Source organism: Synechococcus sp. CB0101, from assembly GCF_000179235.2.
In the GTDB taxonomy this organism is placed as follows: domain Bacteria; phylum Cyanobacteriota; class Cyanobacteriia; order PCC-6307; family Cyanobiaceae; genus Vulcanococcus.
The window spans coordinates 876,996-896,085 of record NZ_CP039373.1 but is presented as its reverse complement, the minus strand read 5'-3'; the positions used below and the strand labels follow the sequence as shown (position 1 = coordinate 896,085).

At 64.7% G+C, this 19,090-nt stretch carries 19 protein-coding genes; 8 read left to right on the top strand and 11 right to left on the bottom strand.

Annotation, left to right across the window (positions count from 1 at the left end; genetic code table 11):
* Positions 1–4 precede the first annotated feature (4 nt).
* The 6 genes from CB0101_RS04865 to CB0101_RS04840 all read right to left on the bottom strand — a co-directional run bounded on the left by CB0101_RS04865 (position 5) and on the right by CB0101_RS04840 (position 6,268).
* Positions 5–2,359, bottom strand: a complete 2,355-nt coding sequence (locus tag CB0101_RS04865) for a CsoS2 family carboxysome shell protein (protein ID WP_029552864.1) — start codon at positions 2,357–2,359, stop codon at positions 5–7.
* 172 nt (positions 2,360–2,531) lie between these two features.
* Positions 2,532–2,873 carry a ribulose bisphosphate carboxylase small subunit gene (locus tag CB0101_RS04860; RefSeq protein ID WP_010306717.1) on the bottom strand — a complete coding sequence of 114 codons (342 nt, stop codon included), beginning with the start codon at positions 2,871–2,873 and terminating at the stop codon, positions 2,532–2,534.
* 81 nt (positions 2,874–2,954) lie between these two features.
* Positions 2,955–4,367 (bottom strand): form I ribulose bisphosphate carboxylase large subunit, encoded by a 1,413-nt coding sequence (locus CB0101_RS04855; protein WP_029552865.1) that lies wholly within the window; start codon positions 4,365–4,367, stop codon positions 2,955–2,957.
* Positions 4,368–4,438: 71 nt separating this feature from the next.
* A complete protein-coding gene (locus CB0101_RS04850; RefSeq protein ID WP_010306728.1) occupies positions 4,439–4,753 on the bottom strand; it encodes a BMC domain-containing protein in 315 nt (104 codons plus the stop codon).
* A 250-nt stretch (positions 4,754–5,003) separates the two neighbouring features.
* Positions 5,004–5,285, bottom strand: a complete 282-nt coding sequence (locus tag CB0101_RS04845; RefSeq protein WP_010306732.1) for a P-II family nitrogen regulator — start codon at positions 5,283–5,285, stop codon at positions 5,004–5,006.
* Positions 5,282–6,268 (bottom strand): sodium-dependent bicarbonate transport family permease, encoded by a 987-nt coding sequence (locus CB0101_RS04840; RefSeq protein ID WP_010306737.1) that lies wholly within the window; start codon positions 6,266–6,268, stop codon positions 5,282–5,284. Before CB0101_RS04840 ends, CB0101_RS04845 begins: the two co-directional genes overlap by 4 nt.
* A 234-nt stretch (positions 6,269–6,502) precedes the next feature.
* Here CB0101_RS04840 and rdgB point away from each other — a divergent pair, with 234 nt between their 5' ends.
* The gene (gene rdgB / locus CB0101_RS04835) at positions 6,503–7,099 is read left to right on the top strand and encodes an RdgB/HAM1 family non-canonical purine NTP pyrophosphatase (protein WP_010306739.1); all 597 of its coding nucleotides are present in this window, start codon (positions 6,503–6,505) and stop codon (positions 7,097–7,099) included.
* 4 nt (positions 7,100–7,103) lie between these two features.
* Here the strand turns inward: rdgB and CB0101_RS04830 are convergent, their stop codons facing one another.
* Positions 7,104–7,895, bottom strand: coding sequence for a microcompartment protein (locus tag CB0101_RS04830; protein WP_043717295.1), 792 nt, complete (start codon positions 7,893–7,895; stop codon positions 7,104–7,106).
* Between the two features lie 143 nt (positions 7,896–8,038).
* On the opposite strand from CB0101_RS04830, the gene CB0101_RS04825 reads away from it, so the two are divergent.
* Both CB0101_RS04825 and CB0101_RS04820 read left to right on the top strand, forming a co-directional pair.
* The gene (locus CB0101_RS04825) at positions 8,039–8,347 is read left to right on the top strand and encodes a hypothetical protein (protein ID WP_010306746.1); all 309 of its coding nucleotides are present in this window, start codon (positions 8,039–8,041) and stop codon (positions 8,345–8,347) included.
* Between the two features lie 75 nt (positions 8,348–8,422).
* Complete coding sequence (locus CB0101_RS04820) at positions 8,423–8,842, top strand: hypothetical protein (RefSeq protein ID WP_010306748.1); 420 nt, start codon at positions 8,423–8,425, stop codon at positions 8,840–8,842.
* 6 nt (positions 8,843–8,848) lie between these two features.
* Here CB0101_RS04820 and CB0101_RS04815 read toward each other — a convergent pair whose 3' ends face one another.
* A complete protein-coding gene (locus tag CB0101_RS04815) occupies positions 8,849–9,232 on the bottom strand; it encodes a hypothetical protein (protein ID WP_010306751.1) in 384 nt (127 codons plus the stop codon).
* A gap of 115 nt (positions 9,233–9,347) precedes the next feature.
* Between CB0101_RS04815 and CB0101_RS04810 the strand changes: the two genes are divergently transcribed.
* Genes CB0101_RS04810 through CB0101_RS04790 form a run of 5 tightly spaced genes read left to right on the top strand, consistent with a single transcriptional unit; the run spans position 9,348 to position 16,332 of the window.
* Positions 9,348–11,201, top strand: coding sequence for an APC family permease (locus tag CB0101_RS04810; protein WP_029552867.1), 1,854 nt, complete (start codon positions 9,348–9,350; stop codon positions 11,199–11,201).
* A gap of 53 nt (positions 11,202–11,254) precedes the next feature.
* A complete protein-coding gene (locus CB0101_RS04805) occupies positions 11,255–13,126 on the top strand; it encodes an NAD(P)H-quinone oxidoreductase subunit F (RefSeq protein WP_010306758.1) in 1,872 nt (623 codons plus the stop codon).
* A gap of 10 nt (positions 13,127–13,136) precedes the next feature.
* Entirely contained in the window at positions 13,137–14,630 is a 1,494-nt protein-coding gene (locus CB0101_RS04800; RefSeq protein WP_010306760.1) for an NADH-quinone oxidoreductase subunit M, read from the top strand.
* Positions 14,627–15,931 carry a CO2 hydration protein gene (locus CB0101_RS04795; RefSeq protein WP_010306763.1) on the top strand — a complete coding sequence of 435 codons (1,305 nt, stop codon included), beginning with the start codon at positions 14,627–14,629 and terminating at the stop codon, positions 15,929–15,931. Before CB0101_RS04800 ends, CB0101_RS04795 begins: the two co-directional genes overlap by 4 nt.
* On the top strand, positions 15,931–16,332 hold the full coding sequence (locus CB0101_RS04790) for a fasciclin domain-containing protein (protein WP_010306767.1): 402 nt from the start codon (positions 15,931–15,933) through the stop codon (positions 16,330–16,332). The genes CB0101_RS04795 and CB0101_RS04790 overlap by 1 nt, the downstream gene beginning before the upstream one ends.
* A gap of 2 nt (positions 16,333–16,334) precedes the next feature.
* Here the strand turns inward: CB0101_RS04790 and CB0101_RS04785 are convergent, their stop codons facing one another.
* The 3 genes from CB0101_RS04785 to CB0101_RS04775 all read right to left on the bottom strand — a co-directional run bounded on the left by CB0101_RS04785 (position 16,335) and on the right by CB0101_RS04775 (position 18,892).
* The gene (locus CB0101_RS04785) at positions 16,335–16,574 is read right to left on the bottom strand and encodes a hypothetical protein (protein WP_010306772.1); all 240 of its coding nucleotides are present in this window, start codon (positions 16,572–16,574) and stop codon (positions 16,335–16,337) included.
* A gap of 64 nt (positions 16,575–16,638) precedes the next feature.
* On the bottom strand, positions 16,639–17,910 hold the full coding sequence (gene bioA / locus CB0101_RS04780) for an adenosylmethionine--8-amino-7-oxononanoate transaminase (RefSeq protein WP_010306777.1): 1,272 nt from the start codon (positions 17,908–17,910) through the stop codon (positions 16,639–16,641).
* Between the two features lie 10 nt (positions 17,911–17,920).
* The gene (locus tag CB0101_RS04775; RefSeq protein ID WP_010306779.1) at positions 17,921–18,892 is read right to left on the bottom strand and encodes a sigma-70 family RNA polymerase sigma factor; all 972 of its coding nucleotides are present in this window, start codon (positions 18,890–18,892) and stop codon (positions 17,921–17,923) included.
* Between the last annotated feature and the right edge of the window lie 198 nt (positions 18,893–19,090).

Sequence of the window (19,090 nt, the reverse complement as noted above, 5' to 3'; positions counted from 1 at the left end):
CTCCTCAGCCCCGGGCGCCGCCAGACACCGTGATCAGGGAACCCTGGTCGGTGCTGCCGCTGGAGCCGGTGACTTTGCTGTTGGGAGGGGGAACGTCCTGGTTGCGCTTGTTCTGTTGGCCAGGCATGGCGCTCATCGGACCCACACGGGTGGGATTGCGGCGGCGGGCAGAGCTGCCCTCGGTGCCGGTCACGCGCTCACCACGATCCCAGTCGTCACCGGTCACCTTGGTTCCGGAACCCTCGCCGGTGACCCGGGAGGCGGGGCGCAGGTCTTCGTCCATGCTCACCGGAGCCACGTCGGTGGCGGCGGCAAGGCGCTGAGCGGCGCGGCGGTCGAAGCGGAACTGCTCGGTGCCGGTGACTTTGCCGCCGGCCATGTCAAAAGGGCCGGTGATTCTCCCGCCTTGCTCGTAGGTGCTGCCGGTCACGGCGCCGGTGCGCTCACGCTCCACCTGGGCGGCGCGGGCAGGGGATTGCACGCTGAACTGCTGCCATGCGGCCTGGTTCAGGGCCTGAGGGAAGTCGGCATCGCGGCTGGGGGCGGTGCCACAGGCCTGGTTGAGTTGGTCGGCGCCCACGTAAGGGGTGCCGGTCACGTCTTCACAGGCGCCACGCTCAGCGCCAGTCATCACACCGCCGATGCCGGGCTGAATGCCGGTCATGCGGCTGGCGTTGCGAACAGCGGTGCGCTCGCGGGTGGCGCGCACGGCATTGGCGTTGCAGAAGTCGCCGGCCTGCTCGAGGCCTGCGTAGGGGGTGCCGGTCACCACCTTGCAGGTGCCGGGTTCGTCGCCGGTCACTTTGGAGGAACGGCCGGTGCGGGTGCCGCTCACCACCTGGTTGCGGTTGGTGATGCTGAAGCCCACCTTGGCGGCTTCGGGAGCGGGACGATCGCCGCAGAAACCTTCGAACTGCTCGGAGCCGATGTACTCGTCGCCGGTCACATTGCGGCAGCTACCGGGCTCATCGCCGGTGACGTGCTGGCTCCGGCCAACGGCGGTGCCGGTCACGCCCGTGCCGCGCAGGGTGTTGAAGCTGTTCACCTTGGCCGGAGCGCGGCCTGCAGCGGGTGCTTCGGCGCCCAGATATTGATCACCGGTGAGCTGACGGCCGGAACCGGGCTCATCGCCCGTGACCTTCTCGCTCCGGCCCACCATCACACCGCTCACGGCTTGACCGCCGAGGGTCTGGCTGCGTCCCACCTTGCGCACCGCCGGGGTGGCGCCACCGCAGTAAGCGGCGGATTGGTTGGCTGAGACGTATTCAGTGCCGGTGATGCTCTTGCAGGTGCCGGGCTCATCGCCGGTCACTTTCTCGCTGCGACCCACCTCATTGCCGGTGACCCGGTTGCCGTGGGTGGTCGCGGTGACACGCACCTTGGCGGGCTGGATCGGAGCTGCCGGTTGGGTGCCGCAGAAGGTCTGGAAGACCTCAGCGCCCAGATATTCCGTACCGGTGATCGTGCGGCAGGTGGCCGCCTCGTTGCCGGTGGTTTTCACCGAGCGGTTGGCCTGCGTACCGGTAACGGTCTGGCCGGCGAGGGTCTCACTCACACCCACCTTGAGGGAGGCTTCGGCGGCCTGCTTGGCGCCGTGGCGGTTCGGGCCGGAGGGGCGGGTTCCCGCATTGCGAGCAGTGCCAGCGGCGCCGGTTTTGCTCTTCAGCTCGCGCACCTTCTGGGAGAGTTCGCGGGCGCTCAGATCAGGGTTGATTTGACGGGCCACTGCGGCAGGGCCGGTCTTGCTGGTGCCGCTGGCGGATTTGCCACGCTTGGACAGCGCTTCGCGACGGGCGAGAACGAGAGCTCGGCTGGGGTTGTGCTGCGCGGTGGCTTTGCGGGTGGCCGGGCGATTGCTGCTGGGTGAGGCCGAGCTGCCACGGCTGCTCAGCGAAAGGGTTGCGGCCGTCTCGCGCTGACGGCTGCTGGTGGTGTCGGGTTGGCTCTCTTGGCACTTGCACTTGTGCTCAGCGGCGGGAGCAGCGGGCTTGCTGGTCTCGCGAGCGACGTCAGTGCGGGTGCGGTCTTTCGACTGATTGGCGCGCTTGCCACCGCGGGACAGGGCTTCGCGGCGGGCCAGCACCAGATCACGGCTGGGGTTGCTGACGCGCTTGGGGGTGCCCGTACGGGCCGGAGCGGAGGCGCTCAGGCTACGGGTGGGAGCCGGAGCGGCGGCCGGTGCTGATGCAGCCGGGGTCGAGGCTTGAACAGGCGCGGCATTGGTGCGGGTTGGACGTGCGTCCGCTGCTGTGCGCACCCGGCCACCACCGGAGCTGTGGCGCTTGGCAGCTTGTTTGCCACCTTCCGTGAGGGCCTTACGGCGCTCCAGGGCTGCTTCGCGACTCGATTTAGTGGCCATGTCCGCCCGGCGTATGGAATGACTGGGGTTCTCGCAACCCTGCAGTGCGCGCTCACGCTGCAGGGTTGCAGGAAAGCTGAACCAGCTCACATGCTGTGAACTGCTTCAGGAATGAAGTGAAGAAAGCGTGGTCCCGGTTCAATCCGGGACCACAGATTCCGAAGGCGCTGAATCAGCGGCCTTCGAACACCACGAAGCAAGAGCCTTGGCTCTGAGTGTAGGCGTCGTAGCCCACGAGACGCACGTGGTGGTCGGGGTATGCGCGGTGGCAAGCCTCGAGTTCGTTCACGATCACGCTCAGATCCTTCTCACCGAAGAAGGGCAGCTTCCAGTAAGACCAGTAGGTGGCCATGGAGCGGCTGGGGTGGACGTGCTCAACGAGCGGGCTCCAACCCTGGGCAATGATGTACGCGATCTGGTCGTAGATCTCGTCCTGGGTCATCGGCGGGAGGAAGCCGAAGGTCTCCAGGGTGGCGACTGTTTGGTAGTCACCCACGGTGCTCTTGAAAGGCATGGGGTTCCTTGAGATGGATGGAATGAAAGCTCGGGTGGGAAACAACGTGATGCTGTTTCCCGAATCCCGTTAGCGATTGGCTCAGTTGACGTCGAGCTTGTCGACGGTGTCGAACTCGAACTTGATTTCCTTCCAGGTCTCGAGAGCGATGGCCAGCTCAGGGCTGTGCTTCGCGGCTTCCAGAAGGATGTCGCGACCTTCGCGCTCGATTTCGCGACCGGCGTTGCGTGCCTTGACGCAGGCCTCGAGGGCCACACGGTTGGCAGCTGCACCAGCAGCAGAACCCCAGGGGTGACCGTGGGTACCACCACCGAACTGGAGCACGGAATCGTCGCCGAAGATGCTCACCAGCGCGGGCATGTGCCACACGTGGATACCGCCGGAGGCCACGGCGAACACGCCGCCCATGGAACCCCAATCTTGGTCGAAGAAGTTACCGCGGCTGCGATCTTCGGGAACGAAGGATTCACGCAGCTGGTCGATGTAGCCGAGGGTGGACTGACGGTCGCCCTCGAGCTTGCCCACAACGGTACCGGTGTGGAGCTGGTCACCACCGGAGAGGCGGAGGCACTTAGCCAGCACACGGAAGTGGATGCCGTGCTTGGGGTGACGGTCGATCACCGCGTGCATGGCGCGGTGAATGTGCAGCAGCATGCCGTTCTTCCGGCACCACTTCGCAAGACCGGTGTTGGCCGTGAAGCCACCGGTGATGTAGTCGTGCATGATGATCGGCTGGCCGAGTTCCTTAGCGAACTCAGCGCGCTCGTACATCTCCTCGGGGGTCGCTGCCGTGCAGTTGAGGTAGTGACCCTTCTTCTCGCCGGTTTCTTGCTCGGCCAGCTTCACAGCTTCGGCAACGAACTCGAAACGGTTCTGCCAACGCTGGAAAGGCTGCGAGTTGATGTTCTCGTCGTCCTTGGTGAAGTCGAGACCACCGCGGAGGCACTCATACACCACACGGCCGTAGTTCTTGCCGCTCAGGCCGAGCTTCGGCTTGATGGTGCAACCCAGCAGGGGACGGCCGTACTTGTTCATACGGTCGCGCTCGACCTGGATGCCGTTCGGTGGACCCATGCAGGTCTTGATGAACGCCAGGGGGAAGCGGATGTCTTCCAGACGCAGGTGACGCAGCGCCTTGAAGCCGAACACGTTGCCGACCAGTGAGGTCAGAACGTTGGTGATGGAGCCTTCCTCGAACAGGTCGAGGGGATAGGCGATGAACGCATAGAAGGATTCCTTGTCGCCTGGAACGTCTTCGATGCGGTAGCAACGGCCCTTGTAGAAGTCGAGGTCGGTGAGGAGCTCGGACCACACAGTGGACCAGGTGCCGGTGGAGGATTCAGCGGCCACAGCGGCAGCCACTTCCTCGCGGGGAACGCCTTCCTGGCCGGTGCACTTAAAGCAAGCCAGCAGGTCGGAATCGAGGGGAACGTAATCAGGAGTCCAATACGTGTCGCGGTACTCCTTAACCCCAGCGTCGTACTTCTTAGCCATGGAGAATCTCCGGGTGGGTCGAGGGAAATAAGTCAGGGGATTGAGCGGCCCTCAGGGGCGCGGCTCAGTCCTCAGTCCTTCGAACCAACGAAGCCGGCGCTGCTGTTCAGAGCAGGCTCCACTTCACGGTGGGGACGAGCAATGATGTGAGCGGCAACCAGGCCATCACCCACGCGCTCGCAGGCATCAGCGCCGGCGCGAACGGCAGCGTTCACAGCGCCGGTTTCGCCACGGACGAGCACGGTCACGTAACCGCCGCCCACGAATTCACGGCCGACCAGGCGCACTTCGGCGGCCTTGGTCATGGCGTCAGCGGCCTCGATCGCGGGGACCAGACCCCGGGTCTCGATCATGCCGAGGGCGATGCCCATGGTTTCGTTAGCCATTACCTGCTCCTGGAGGAGGGGTGGAATGTTCGCCTGCAACCATGCTCGGCAGCCGAACCTCCCGTCAAGCGATTTGGGCTGTTGTCACGATCACCGTCTTCGCTGCTACTGATAAGGGCGCCTGATCAGTGCATCACAAAACTTTGGAGATGCTTCTCGGCTTTGGCGCCATCGAGCTCTGAATCGTTGTGATCGCAACGGTTTTCCGCCCTTGTCTGCCGTTATGGCGGCGTGCCCGTCGCTGACCCCTTCAGAGCGGCTCCGCCTCGGACACGAACCCCACGCCTCCGTAGTAATTGAGCAACGGTTGCAGGGAGCTCCTGAGTGGACCCAGCAGTTCCGGTGGGCAGAACACGATCACATGCGCGTTGGCCCCCAACCCGCTGAACTCCATGTTGTCGGACACCGCCCCCCGTGGCCCACGGCCGGTGACATGGCGCATCACGGTGTAGCCACTGCAGCCGGCCTGATCGATGGCCTGGAGCACGGGTTCCAATTCCCGCTCGCTCACGATCAGATCCAGCCGTTTCATGGCAGCAAACGATGCACCAGGGCCATGTACAGAGGTATACCCACCACGATGTTGAACGGAAAGGTGAGGCCTAGGGCCGTTGAGATGTAGAAGCTGGGGTTGGCCTCCGGCACGGTCATGCGCATCGCCGCCGGTACCGCGATGTAAGAGGCGCTAGCGCACAGCACAACAAACAACAGGGCGTTACCCGTTTCCAGGCCGATGCCGCGGGCGATCAGCGCACCAATCAGCGCATTGAACAGAGGCATGGCCAGGGAGAAGCCGATCAGGAAGGTTCCGGCTTCGCGCAGATCGCGCAGCCGCTGCGCCGCCACGATCCCCATGTCCAGCAAAAAGAAGCTCAGCGCTCCGTAGAAGAGTTTGTCGGTGAAAGGCAGCATTTTTTCCGCCCCTGCTGGGTTGTTGGCAGCCGTGAGCACGCCCACCACCAGGCTTCCCACCAACAAGAACACCGAGCCGTTGAGCAGGGCTTCCTTCAGGACCGCTCCCCACTGCATGGTCTGGCCGGGCTGATCCGTTGCCGGCGCCGCCAGTTTCACCAGCAGCAGCCCCACGATGATGGCCGGCGACTCCATCAGGGCCAGGGCCGCCACCATGAAGCCGTCGTGGTGCAGGCCCAGCGTGTCGAGAAAACTTTCCGCCGTAATAAAGGTCACGGCACTGATCGAGCCATAGGTGGCCGCGATGGCGGCTGCATTGAACCCATCCAGCTTCAGCCGCAACAGCGCAAAGCTGTAAAGGGGCACCAGCAACGACATCGCCACCGCGGCAGCGATCGTGAGCAACACCGGCCCGCTGATGCCGGAGTGCTGGAGTTCCAGACCTCCTTTGAAGCCAATCGCCAGCAGCAAATAGAGGGAGAAGAGCTTGGGAAGCGGCGCCGGTATCTCGAGGTCGGAGCCCAGCAGCACCGCCAGCACTCCCAGAAAGAAGAACAGAACCGGTGGCGTCAGCAGGTTCTGCAGGATCAGGCTCGTGTCCACCGCCGCCGCTCTGCTGCAGAACCCCACGCTAGGTGGCCCATTCACCACTGTTCGCGCACGCACACATGGCTTGGCGCCCCGGTTGTGGAGGGCTGAAACCCTTCCTACGGTTCAACCGAGGCAGGAACCCCTGGAGCTTTCTGGGGGGTGGAATGTTCAACCCGTCCCTGCCTCCACCAATCTGCTGGTGGCCTGCCGGGTCACAATGGGCGCCCACACCCGGCTCAGGCCCTGATGCGCCCACCCTCCACCCGGCCGCTGCTGGTGATCGCCAGCGGCAATGCCTACAAGGTGGCGGAGATCAGCGCCATGCTCGACGCCGTGGATCTCGAGGTGCGCCAGCAGCCGGAGGTCCTGGAGATCGAAGAAACAGGCAGCACTTACCTCGAAAATGCCCGGCTGAAGGCCACAGAGGTGGCCAGGCTCACGGGGCAGTGGGCCCTGGCCGACGACTCGGGCCTGGAGGTGGATGCCTTGGGCGGCGCCCCTGGCTTGTATTCAGCCCGCTACGCACCCACTGACCACGAGCGCATCCACCGCCTGCTCCAGGAACTTGGCGCCACCCCGTACCGCAGCGCCAGCTTCAACAGCGCCATGGTGCTGGCGGCCCCCGATGGGGAGCCGGTGCTGGAGGCCCAGGGCATCTGCCGCGGTGAGATCCTCACGGCACCGGTGGGCCGCGGCGGTGGCTACGACCCGATCTTCTGGGTGCGCGAGGCCGGTATGACCTACGCCCAGATGGGCCAGCACCTCAAAGACAAGCTCGGTTCCCGCGGCAAGGCCGCACGCCAGTTGGCCGGGGATCTCAAGCGGCTGCTGGGCGTCGGCTGACGGATCAGCGGGCGCGGCGGTTGATCTGCTCCACCGATCGCATGGCGGCGGAGGCGGCTTCGTTCACGTCGCCTTCCCATCCGGCCAGGGTGAGGCGGCCGAAGGCACCCACGGCCTTCACATCCACCACGGTGATGTTGCTGGCTTTCTCGGCCTCATTGGCTGCCAGCAGCACATAACCCGCCGGCTCGGTTTCGAGGATGTACATGCTCATCCCCGCTTGAATCATTGAACCGCGGCGGTTCTGACGGTTGATCAGCACAGCGTGGTCAGGCGTAATGGCGCGGATCACTTCGGTCCAGGTCACGCTGCAGCGGGTGCGCTGGTCAACGCTGCTGCCGATCGCCTCCAGCACCACATCACCGGAGTGGAGCACATTGCTCTGATCGCGGTGATACAGCGCCAGGGAGCCAAAGGCCCGCTCCACCACCATCTGGCCCAGGCGCACGGTGCTGGCCTTGAGGGCAATGTCGGTGACCCGGTGCACGGCCATACCGGGCGACACCTCAAGCCACAGGCAGGCATCACCTGGGATGGGCAGGAAGCCCTGGCTCACCGTGCCCATGTAGGCCGCGAGTTGGGGCTGCAGTGAATCGAGAAACACATAGGTGCGCAGCTCGATCGATTCCACGGCGCTGGCCTGGCTTACCAGGCGCGCTTCGCTGTCGGTGGTGATCACGCAGCTCGCCGCTGACGGATGCAACTCGTCGAGGGGCGTGCCGCTGCCGCTGAAACCCAGGTCTGTGCCGGTGATCTGCACTGCAGAGGAGCGTCGCCTTGGGATCCGCTGCGGCAAGGCGAAGGCTGCTCTCAAATGCGGCGCGATCTTACCGCCCGGAACTCACGTTCTCGCTTGCTGACGCGGCGCGGCAACGGTGCGCAATCACACAACCGTTCGATCCAGCGCACCTAACACAGGGCATCCGAGCCTCGCTCGCCATGCTCAGTGCTTCAACGCGTCTCAAACTTCAGGCCATCGTTGCGCGGATCGGCAGCGGTGATGCCGTCACGCTGGATGAACGCATTTATCTGCAGAAGTTTGCGGATCGCGACCGCACCGTGGCGGATTGGTTGCGTCAGGCGCGCCGGCGTCAGCTGGCCACCACGGGCGATGGTTTGGATCGTTTGATGGCCGAGCTCGATCTCGGTGATCCAGAGCCCGGCCCTCCCTTCCGCCCAGACCCTGATGATCCAGGTGATCTTGGCGATTGGTTTGGGCAGGCCCCGGACTGGTTGCGGCGCAGTTGATCAGAGCGGTGTCTGAGCCCCCTTGCGCCGCGCGTTGCAGCCGGTACCGTCCGGCCATCCCCTGCAGCACTGACCGTGGCCGCCAAGCGCTCTGCCTCCGCCCCCGCTGCTTCCGCCCCTGAAGCCGCCGATCTCAACGCTGAACAGGCCCTGGCCCTGGTGGGCATGGGCCTGATGCAAAAGATGGCGGCCAGTGGTGAGCTGCCGTGGATGTGGAACGAAACCGAAGATGGCGGCAGCTGTGATGTGGCGGCGCTGCGCCAGCGTTTGGAGCTCACCCAGCTGGCCCTGCAAACCGGCGCTCCGCTCAGCACGGCCGAAGTGACTTATCTGATGGGCGCTCGCCCCGGTAGTGCCGAGGTGGAGCGCGGCGGCCTGCGGGCCCGCCGCGTCAGCCGCAATGTGTGGAAGCTGAGCGAGGCCCGAGGCGGCGAGCGCCGCGGCGAGGTGGCCCAGTTCGGCGCCTTCAACGACGGTCGCCGTCGCTTCGCCTGAGGCTGCTTAGGGCAGATCGCCGCCTGTGCTGATCTCACGATCCCAGGCGGCGATCAGTTGGTCTTTCAGTTGCGCGGCCTGGGCAAGAGCGATGTCGAGGCTGCCCCACCAGTTCACAAGCGCCACGGGGATTGGCATCGCATTGCAGTCGAGTTCAAACGACTGAATCGTGTCGTCGCCGTCCACCAGCACGGTGATCGAAAATTCCAGCAGCCCGTGCTGCCATGGGTGCAGCGTCACGGTGGTGACATTGCCCAGGGCGATGCAGCCCACATCAATCGTCCACCACGGGGCCCGGCCGCCGGCCCGGCGGTGTTCCTCGGGCTGATCAATCTTTGGCCAGCCCCGCTGCACCAACTGCTGCAAGAGCTCATGAAGGGTGGCGCGCATCGGCCCTCCCTCCGCGGCGTTGTTTCCGTCATGGCACCGGCAGCGTGATCGCGGCAAGGGGCCAAGGACGGCATTGCGATGCATCCTGGGTGCAGATTTCCTGTAGCCAGTGCTGATCAATTGGGCCAGGCGGCTGCTCGGTAACCCCCTGCCGCGCAGCCAGTCGGATTCGGAGAAGCTGCCCAGTTTCGAGGCGCTGCCGATCCTCAGCTCCGATGCCCTGTCGTCGGTGGCTTACGCCACCGAGGCGGCGCTCGGGGTGTTGATCCTGGCCGGCAGCCAGGCCCTGGAGCTCTCGCTGCCGATCACCGGCGCGATCGTGCTGCTGATCGGCATCGTGGTGCTCTCCTATCGGCAGACGATCGAGGCCTATCCCCAGGGGGGCGGCTCCTATGTGGTGGCGCGCGAAAACCTCGGCACCTGGCCCAGCCTGATTGCGGCGGCTTCGTTGCTGGTGGATTACACCCTCACCGCCGCCGTGAGCCTGATGGCCGGCACTCAAGCCTTGTCGTCGTTGCTGCCGGGGTTGCTGCCCTACGAAACGCCCCTGGCTCTGCTGCTGTTGGTGTTGGTGGGCTGGGCGAACCTGCGGGGCGTGAAGGAAGCCGGCCGCGCCTTTGCCATCCCCACCTATGCCTTTGTGGTGATGGTGGTGTTGCTGGCGCTCTTTGGCCTGCAAAACCTGGTGTTTGCCCATGGCTTCACGCCGGACGCACCACCGCTGGTGCGGGCGGTGGAACCGCTCGGCCTGTTTCTGATCCTGCGGGCCTTCAGCTCCGGCTGCTCGGCCATGACCGGCATCGAAGCGATTGCTAACGGTGTGAAGGTGTTTCGCGAGCCGGCCGCCAAGCGTGCCCAGCGCACGATGCTCGTGATGGGGGTGATGCTCGCCCTGATGTTCCTGGCCGTGAGTGGCCTGGGCTGGCTCTATGGGGTTGCCCCCAACCCGGATCGCACCGTGTTGGCGCAGATCGGCATCCGGGTGTTTGGGGAAGGAAGTCCCCTCTTCTGGGCTCTGCAGATCAGCACCCTGCTGATCCTGGCGCTGGCGGCTAATACGGCCTTTGCGGGCTTCCCCCGCCTGGCAGCGATGCTGGCGCAGGATCGCTTCCTGCCTCGGCAGATGGCCTGGATCGGCGATCGGTTGGTGTTCCAGAACGGCATTTTCGTGCTGCTGGCGGCTGCCGCGCTGGTGATCGTGGTGTGCGAGGGCGACACCACCGTGGCGGTGAATTTGTATGCCCTCGGCGTGTTCAGTGCCTTCACCCTCTCGCAGGCGGGGATGGTGGTGCGCTGGTGGCGGCTGCGCGGCCCCGGCTGGCTGGGGCGCCTCCTGATGAATGCGCTCGGATCACTCACCACCTTTGTGGTGCTGATCGTGATCGTGGTGAGCAAATTCGATGAGGGCGCCTGGACCGTGGTGATCGCCATCCCCCTCTTGGTGTGGATGCTCGCCCGCGTCCGTCATCGCTACGACACGGTGTATCGGGCCATCGGCCTCGGGCCCAACGATGACCGCAGCCTGCGTCTTCCGCAGCGCCGTGATCCCGTGGGCAACACCAGCGTGGTGTGGGTGCCGTCGCTCTCGCGGCCCAGCCTGGCGGCCCTGCGTTACGCCGCCACCGTGTCGGATCGGGTGGTGGCGGTGTGGGTGCTGGCCGATGACGACGACCCGGCGATGATTCGCCGTAACTGGCAGCAGTGCGTGGGAGATCCCGCGCCCGCAGGGCTGGAGTTGGTGTTGCTGGATAGCCCCTTCGCCTCGCTGGTGGATCCGTTTGCGGAGTTTGTGGCGGATGAGGAACAACGCCACCCAGAGAGCACCTTCACGATCGTGATGCCGATGGCGATTCCGCGCTACCGCTTCGATGGGCTGTTGCTCAATCAGCGTGGGGTGAACATGCGCCGCGCCCTTGATGCACGCCGCAGCCGTGTGTTCACGCTGGTGCGGTACTACCTGCCCGCCTGACCCAAACCTCAGCTCCAGCGACTACCTTTTCGCGACTCTGAAGCGCGAAACGTGTGTCCTGGCTAGGTACAGCCTGGTTGGTTCCCCTTTACCCCCTTTTGGGGTCCATCTTCAGCCTGCTCTGGTCGCCGGGATTGATCGCCCGCACCGGTCCCCGTCCGTCGGGCTATGTGAACCTGCTGATGGTGTCGATCGCCTTCGGCCACAGCCTGATGGCCTTGCTGGGGCTCACGGGCAATTCGGCGGCTGGCCAGGCCGCGATCTATGCCCCGCCCAGCTTTCAGTGGACCTGGATCCACACCGCAGGCCTGAGCATCGGATTCGACGGTCTGGTGACCGAACCCGCCCTGATCGCGATGACGGTGATCACCGGGTTGCATGTGCTGGTGCAGATCTACGCGATCGGTTATTTGGAGATGGATTGGGGCTGGCCGCGCTTCTTTGGCAGCCTCAGCTTTTTTGAGGCTGGCCTCTGCGGCCTCGTGCTCACCGATTCGATCTTCTTCAGCTACGTACTGCTGGAGCTGCTCACCGTGGGCACCTACGTGATCGTGGGCACCTGGTTCAACCAGTCGCTGGTGGTGAAGGGGGCCCGTGATGCCTTCCTCACCAAGCGCATCGGCGACTTGATCCTCTTGGCCGGTGTGATCGCCCTGCTGCCGATCACCGGCACCTGGAATTTCCATGGCCTGCAGGCCTGGGCCGCGGATCTCACCAACAACGGTCAGCCACTGCCGGCTGGTTTTCAGCTGATCCTCCTGGCCCTGATCGCTGGTCCGATGGGCAAATGCGCCCAGATCCCGCTGCACCTTTGGCTGGATGAAGCCATGGAGAGCCCCTTGCCCTCCACGGTGCTGCGCAACTCGGTGGTGGTGATCGGTGGCGCCTGGGTGTTGCTGCGATTGGAGCCATTGATCGAACTCAGCCCTCTAGTGCAGGGCGTGCTGGTGGTGGTGGGCGGCACCACTGCGGTGGTAGCCGCCCTGATCGCTTTGGGGCAGGTCGATCTCAAGCGCGCGATGAGTTTTCTGGTGAGCAGCTGGCTGGGACTGTTGTTTGTGGCGGTGGGGCTGGGTGGCATCGGTGTAGCCGATCACCTGCTGCTGGTGTATCCGCTGCCGATGGCGCTGATGTTGATGGCGCTGGGCACGATCGTGATCGGCAACATCACCCAAGACCTCACCCAGCTCGGCGGCCTCTGGAGCCGGCGCCCCCTTGTTGGCATCGCCTTTTTGGTGGGCGCAGCCGGATTGGTGGCCCTGCCACCTTTTGGGGGCTTTGCCGCCCAGCGTGAGCTGCTGGAGTTGGCGGTCGCCAGTCGCTTGCCCTGGGTGTTGGGTGGGCTTGTGCTGGTGGTGAATGCTCTGCTCTGCGCCTGTTTGATGCGGGTGTTCGGGTTGGTGTGGGGCGGCTCCCCGAAGCCATTCACCGTGCGTTCGCCAGAGGTGCTCTGGCTGATGGTGCTGCCCACCCTGCTGCTGATGGGCCTGGTGCTGCACATCCCTCAGCTGCTCGTCCAGCTCGGGATTGTGGGGCTCACGCCCCTGCCTGGTTGGGGTCCCCTGGGTTGGCCGCTGCTGGCTTCAAGCCTGGTGGGCGCTGGGATATCCGCCTGGTTCTACCTGCGGCCCCATCCGCTTGCGCAGCTGCCTTCCGGCTTGGGCGGCCTGCAGCACTGGCTAGCCGATGACATGCACACCGAGGCCTTCTATCACCGCACCGTGGTGGCGCTGGTGGTGGGGTTGGCGCGCCTCAGCGCCTGGATTGATGTGCAGTTGGTGGATGGCTTCAGCGCCGGTACCGGTGCTGCGGCGCTGCAGGGATCTCGCCGGCTGAGTTTCAGCACCAGTGGCCGCGCCCAGACCTATGCCCTCTCGCTGCTGCTCGGTGTGCTGCTGATGGCCGCCTGGCTGCTCTCCCGCTGAGCTGATCGCCATGACCCTGTTGCTTCTGTTGCTGCTTCCGCTGCTGGTGGCCGTGCTCCTGCCCCTGTTGCCGGCCGGTTCAGCCTGGCTGCGGCGCGCGGCCTTGGCGGCACCGCTGCTGCAGCTGTTGGTGGCGCTTCTGTGGTGGCGCGATCCCAGTTCTGATCTGTCGTGGAGCTGGCTACCGCGGCTGGGCCTGCGGCTCGAGCTTGGCCTCGACGGCCTCACCCTGCCGCTGGTGTTGCTGGCGGCCCTGATCACGGCGATGGCCGTGCTTGCCGCGCCGGCCGATCAAACCAGGCCGCGCTTGTTTTTCCCCTTGCTCCTGGCCACCAACCTCGGCCTGATGGGCTCCTTCCTCGCCCGCAATGCGCTGCTGTTTGTGCTCGCTTACGAGCTGATCCTGATCCCCACCACCCTGTTGGTGGCCACCTGGGGCGGTGAGCGCCGGGCTGGTGCGGCGATTCGCTTCCTCACTTACGGAGCGGTCTCGGGTGTGGCGCTGCTGGCGGCGGTGCTCGCCTTCGGCTGGCTTCAGCCAGGCGGTTTGGATTTCAGCTACACCGCACTGGCGAATCACCAGCTCAGCCCTGGCCAACAGCGCTGGATCCTGGCGCTGGTGTTGTTGGCGTTCGGCTTGAAATTGCCGGTGGTGCCTTTGCATGGCTGGCAGCCGCTCACCTACAGCCAGGCCCCCACTCCGGTGGCCATGGTGCTGAGCGGGGCTGTGTCGAAGCTGGGTGCTTACGGCCTGCTGCGCTTTGGCGTGGGCTTCCTTCCGGATGCCTGGGCGGCCTGGGCTCCTTGGTTGGCGGCCCTCGGTGCGATCAGTGCCCTCTACGGAGCGCTGAATGCCGTGTCTCAGCTCGAGATGCGGCGTCTGGTGGCCTACAGCTCGCTGGGGCATATGGGCATCCTGCTGCTCGCCTTGGCGGCGGCCACACCCTTGAGCCTGCAAGGCGTAATCGCCCAGATGCTGGCCCATGGCCTGATCATTGCCTTGCTGTTCTGCTTGGTGGGCCTGGTGGAACGCAAAACCGGCACCAGTGCCATCCCCGAGCTCTCGGGCCTGCTCAATCCGCAGCGCGGTTTGCCTTTCACCATGGGGTTGATGCTTGTGGCCCTCTTGGCCGCTGCGGGTGTGCCAGGGCTGGCTGGGTTTGTGGCTGAGTTGCTGGTGTTTGAGGGCAGTTGGGTGGCCTTCCCCTGGCCCACCTTGCTGTGCCTCATGGCATCGGGCCTCACCGCCGTGTATGCCATTCGCCTGTTCAACCGGGTGGGCTTCGGCCGGCTGGATAACGCCCGTGCCGACTGGGTGAGCACCACCTGGGGCGAGCGCACACCCGCCCTGGTGCTCACAGCTCTTGTGCTGCTGGCAGGCCTATGGCCCACCGCTTTAACCGGTTTCAGCGAGAGCGCTACGGCGCCGCTGGCCCTGCGTTCGAGCGATGCCGTCACGGTGCTCGCTCTGGCCCCTGTTTCTTCTGCTGAGCTCTCTGCATGACCGCCACAGTCACCCCGGAGCGCACGAAGGCTCCGCTGATTCCGCCCTCCACCCATCGCTATGCCGAGGTGATCCATCGGTTGGAGGCCGGTGGATCGATGCTGCCGGATACGCCGGAGAACTTGCAGCAGATCATCGGCATCTACAAGGCCTACGCCGTGCCAATGGATTTCTATTGGCGCGACCTGCTCTACATCGCCGAGCGGGTGTTTCTGAATCCACTGCCGGCCTTCAAATACTTCATCTCCCAGGAGTATCTGGATCGGCCCAACAGCTATGCCGGGGAGCAATCGCAGCTGCGCATCTGGCGCGGTACGGAGAAAGCGCATCCCGAGCTGCTCGCCTTCATGGAGCGTGGGGAAACCACCCGCATGCCGAAGCTCCTGCATCACCTCTGGCATGACCGGGTGAACATGGAGTTTGCTGAGGCCTGCATGCGGGCGATGCTCTGGCACCAGGGCATGGGCGGTCGTTTTAACGACTACCTCGAAAGCGACGCCTACCGGGCCAACGCCGATCGGGCGATCAAGGCTTATTTCAAGGGCAACCCGCTGATGCTGGGCTTGTATCGCTTGTTCCCTGAGATGTTCCTGGAGCAGGTGCGCCAGCTCAGTTACACCGCCAACCTCGGCCTGTTTTGGGAGGTGATGGCGCCGGTGTTTTTCGAGATGAGCGACCTCTACGACGAGGGCAAGCTCACCTCCGTGCCGGAAGCGATGGACTTCCTGGTGAACGGCATTTTTGCGGTGGCTGGCCGGCCGATCTATCACCACCTCTACATCGGCGATCAGTGCTACGAGATCATTCCGAAAAGTGCGGGCTTCACCTGGCTCTATGAGGCGGCTCTTCCCTATGTGGAGGCAGTGTTTTATCGCACCTCACCGTTCCGCGGCACCAAGAGCTACAACGCCCAGGCCCAGCAGGTGCCTGCTGATCAGGCGGAGTTTCACTACGGAATCCTCTATGCCGATGTGTTTCCAGTGGGCTCAGCTGGGATTCCCCCCACCCTGTTGATGCAGGACATGCTGCATTTCCTGCCCCCCTATCTGAACGATCTCTACAAACAGCACAAGCGTGGTGAAGAGGATGAGCTGATCCAGTTGGGGATCACCTTCCAGCGCTCGATGTACAACGTGACCTCCGCCGTGATCCAGGCCCTGCGGGGTGCGTTGTTGTACCCGCTGGATGACACCGATCCCGAGCACCTGATGGCGAACCGGCGCTTTTTTGAAGCGCAGATGGATCGCTTCCTGCGGCCTGAGGCCCGCTTGCCTGATATCCAATCCCAGGACTACCGCTGATGGCTTCGATTCTCGAAACCGCCGCCTCCGTGGGCGTGTTCAACACGCTGCTGGCCGCTGTGGAGGCAGCTGGACTCCGCAGTGCTCTGGAGGGCCCAGGGCCCTTCACCGTGTTTGCCCCTGTGGATGAGGCGTTTGCGGCGCTGCCGCCCGGCACGGTGCAAACCCTGGTGGACAATCCGCCGCAGCTCGCGCGGATCCTCAAATACCACGTGGTGCCTGGCGCGTTCACCCGCACCGATCTGGTGGCTCAGGAGTGCTGGGACAGCCTCGAAGGTGCGCCGATTCCGATTCGCCGCGCAGAGCCGTTTGAGGTGAAGAACGCCACCGTGGTGCAGGCCGATGTCGCCTGCGACAACGGCGTGGTGCATGTGATCAATCGGGTGATCCTGCCGGGCTGAGCTCAGGCAGCCCGCTGATTTTTGCCGTCGAGGTAGTGATCCCAGCTGCCGCGACCACTGCCGGGCTTGCGCACTTGGTTGTGCAAGCGCCGCACCCGCAGGATGCGTTCGCGCTCCAATTTGCGGTAGTGCTCGATGGTGCGTCGGCGTCCCCGGGCCTCATCGAACAGGATGGCGCTGGCCAGGGCCACCGAAGTGCCAATGATGCCGGCGGCCAGCAACAGGGCAAAGGTGTCAGGCATGGCCAGATTGCAGGCGTCCGTGGGGCTTTTGTATCGGATTGCGCGGCGTCGTCAAGGCTTTGTGTCAGCCCTGAAGGGCTTTCAGGCCGGATTGGATCGCTGCATAGCACTGCTGCAATTGCGCCTCGCTGATCGAGAGCGGCGGCAGCAGATACACAACATTGCCAAGCGGCCGGATGTACACCCCTTGATCGAGGCAATGGCGCTGCAATTGTTTGCCAATGGGGTTGAGATAACCCGTGCTGCCGGAATCGAGTTCAAAGGCGGCCATCGTGCCCTGGCAGCGGATCCGTTTCACCAGCGGATGGTCGGCTAGCTCCTCCAGTAAGGGTGTGTGGCGCGCATCGAATTGTTGATAGCGCTCGGGATTGTGCTGCAGCAGATCAAGGCTGGCCAAGGCAGCGGCGCATCCCAAGGGGTTGGCAGTGAAGCTGTGGCCGTGGAAAAAGGTTTGTGCCGGGGTTTCACTGATGAACCCCCGATAGAGCCGCTCGCTGGCCATGGTCACCCCCATGGGCAGGAAGCCGCCCGTGAGCCCTTTTGAGAGCGCCATCAGATCGGGCTTGAGGCCAGCGCGCTGGCAGGCAAACAGGGAACCGGTGCGCCCGAAGCCGGTCATCACCTCATCAGCGATCAGCAAAGCCCCCTGGGCCTGCACCCGCTCCTGCACTGCCCGCAGGAATGCCGGCCGCACCACGTGCATTCCCGCGGCGCCCTGGATCAGGGGCTCCAGGATCACGGCCGCGGTGGGTATGGCCAGGGCTTGCTCCAGCTGTTCGAGGGCCTGGGCTTCCCTCACCTCCACGCTCTCGTCACCCCAGTGGGTGTGCGGCCAGCTGATGCGGGCCACATCAAACAGCAGGTCGTCGTAGGGGGCGGTGAATACTGAGCGATCCCCCAGGGCCATGGCGCCAAAGGTGTCGCCGTGATAGGCCCCTTCAAAGGCGATCAACCGGCGACGATCGCTGCCCTGGTTGCGCCACCACTGCCAGGCGATCTTGAGGGCGACCTCCACCGCCGTGGAGCCGTTATCGGAGAAGAACAAGCGCTCCAGGCCCGTCAGGGCGGCCAGGCGCGTGGCGAGTTGCTCGGCCGGCTGGTGGCTGAAGTTGGCAAAGATCACCTGCTCGAGCTGCAGGGCCTGCCGGCCGATGGCTGCAGCGATCGAGGGTTCGGCGTGGCCGTGAAGGGTGACCCACCAGCTGCTGATGGCATCAATGAGCTGGCGTCCGTCCTGCAGTTCGAGCACGCAACAGCGCGCGCTCCGCACTTGCAGGGGAACCGGGCTGGTGGCCACCTGGGTGGTGGGATGCCAGAGGTGGGGGTGCCAGCTCATCGCGGGTGCTTCAGGCCTCCAGGTAGTCGATCACCCGATCGGAGAGGCGCCGGATCGCCGCATTGGCGCGCCGCTCCATGCCACGAGCCTGGTCGCGGCTGAGGCCCATCTGGCGAGCCACCGCACTGAGGTTCATCGGTGCGGGTTGATCGATGCCGTAGCGCAATCGCAGCAGCTCGGCCTCCTTCTCAGGAAGCTCATCGAGCAGCGCCACCAGGTCGGTTTGCAGGTGGGCGGCGGTGAGCTGGTCGCTGGGGAGTTGGGCGCCGCAGCGCAGGGTGTCGAGTAGCCGCAGGTCGTCCTCGGGGCCATGGCCGCTGTCGAGGCTGAGGGGCTCCTGGGCGCGGAACAGGGCCTCGCGGATGTCGAGCGGTTTGAGCTCGGTGGCCTCGGCCAGCTCCTCGAGGTTGGGCTCTCGGCCGAGCATCTGGCGCAGCTCCATTTGGCAGCGGCGCAGCCGTTGCAGCCGGTCTTGCATGTGAGCGGGCAAACGGATCGTGCGGCTTTGTTGCTGCAGAGCACGGCCCATGCCTTCGCGGATCCACCAGGTGGCGTAGGTGGAGAACTTGTATCCACGGCTGGGGTCGAAGCGCTGCACGGCGCGGATCAGGCCGAGGGTGCCTTCTTGAATCAGGTCGTCCAGATCGAGGCGACGGTGGCTGATGCGGCGGGCCAGGCTCACCACCAGCCGCAGGTTGGCCGTCACCATCTGTTCACTGGCCCGTTCGGCCAACCGCAGCTGGCGCTGCAGTTGGCGCGGCGACAGGTTCACGCTGCTGGCCCAGGCTTCCAGGCTGGGGGCCTCGCCGCCGGCGCGGAGTTTGAGTTCTTCGGCCGCTTCGAGCAGGAGGCGGCCGTTTTGCACGGCGCGGCCCAGGCTGATTTCCTCATCAGCGGTGAGGAGCGGAACACGGCCAATGGCACGCAAGTGCCGGCTGATTGCGTCGCAGTCTCCTTTGCGGAGCTTCTGTGGCGCAGGCATCGGGAATGATGTCTGTGGGGTCGCGAAACGTTAAAGGCCCCACTGGTGGGATGGGTGGGTTTCGGTGTGGATGCAGCAACGGCAATCCCCTCGATCAGTTCAGCTGATCAATTCTTGAGACCAATTGCCAGCAGAGCGATCTGGAGTTGCGCTAAGCGATGCCTGGTTCCCGCGCTCAAACGCTTAACGCAACCCTAA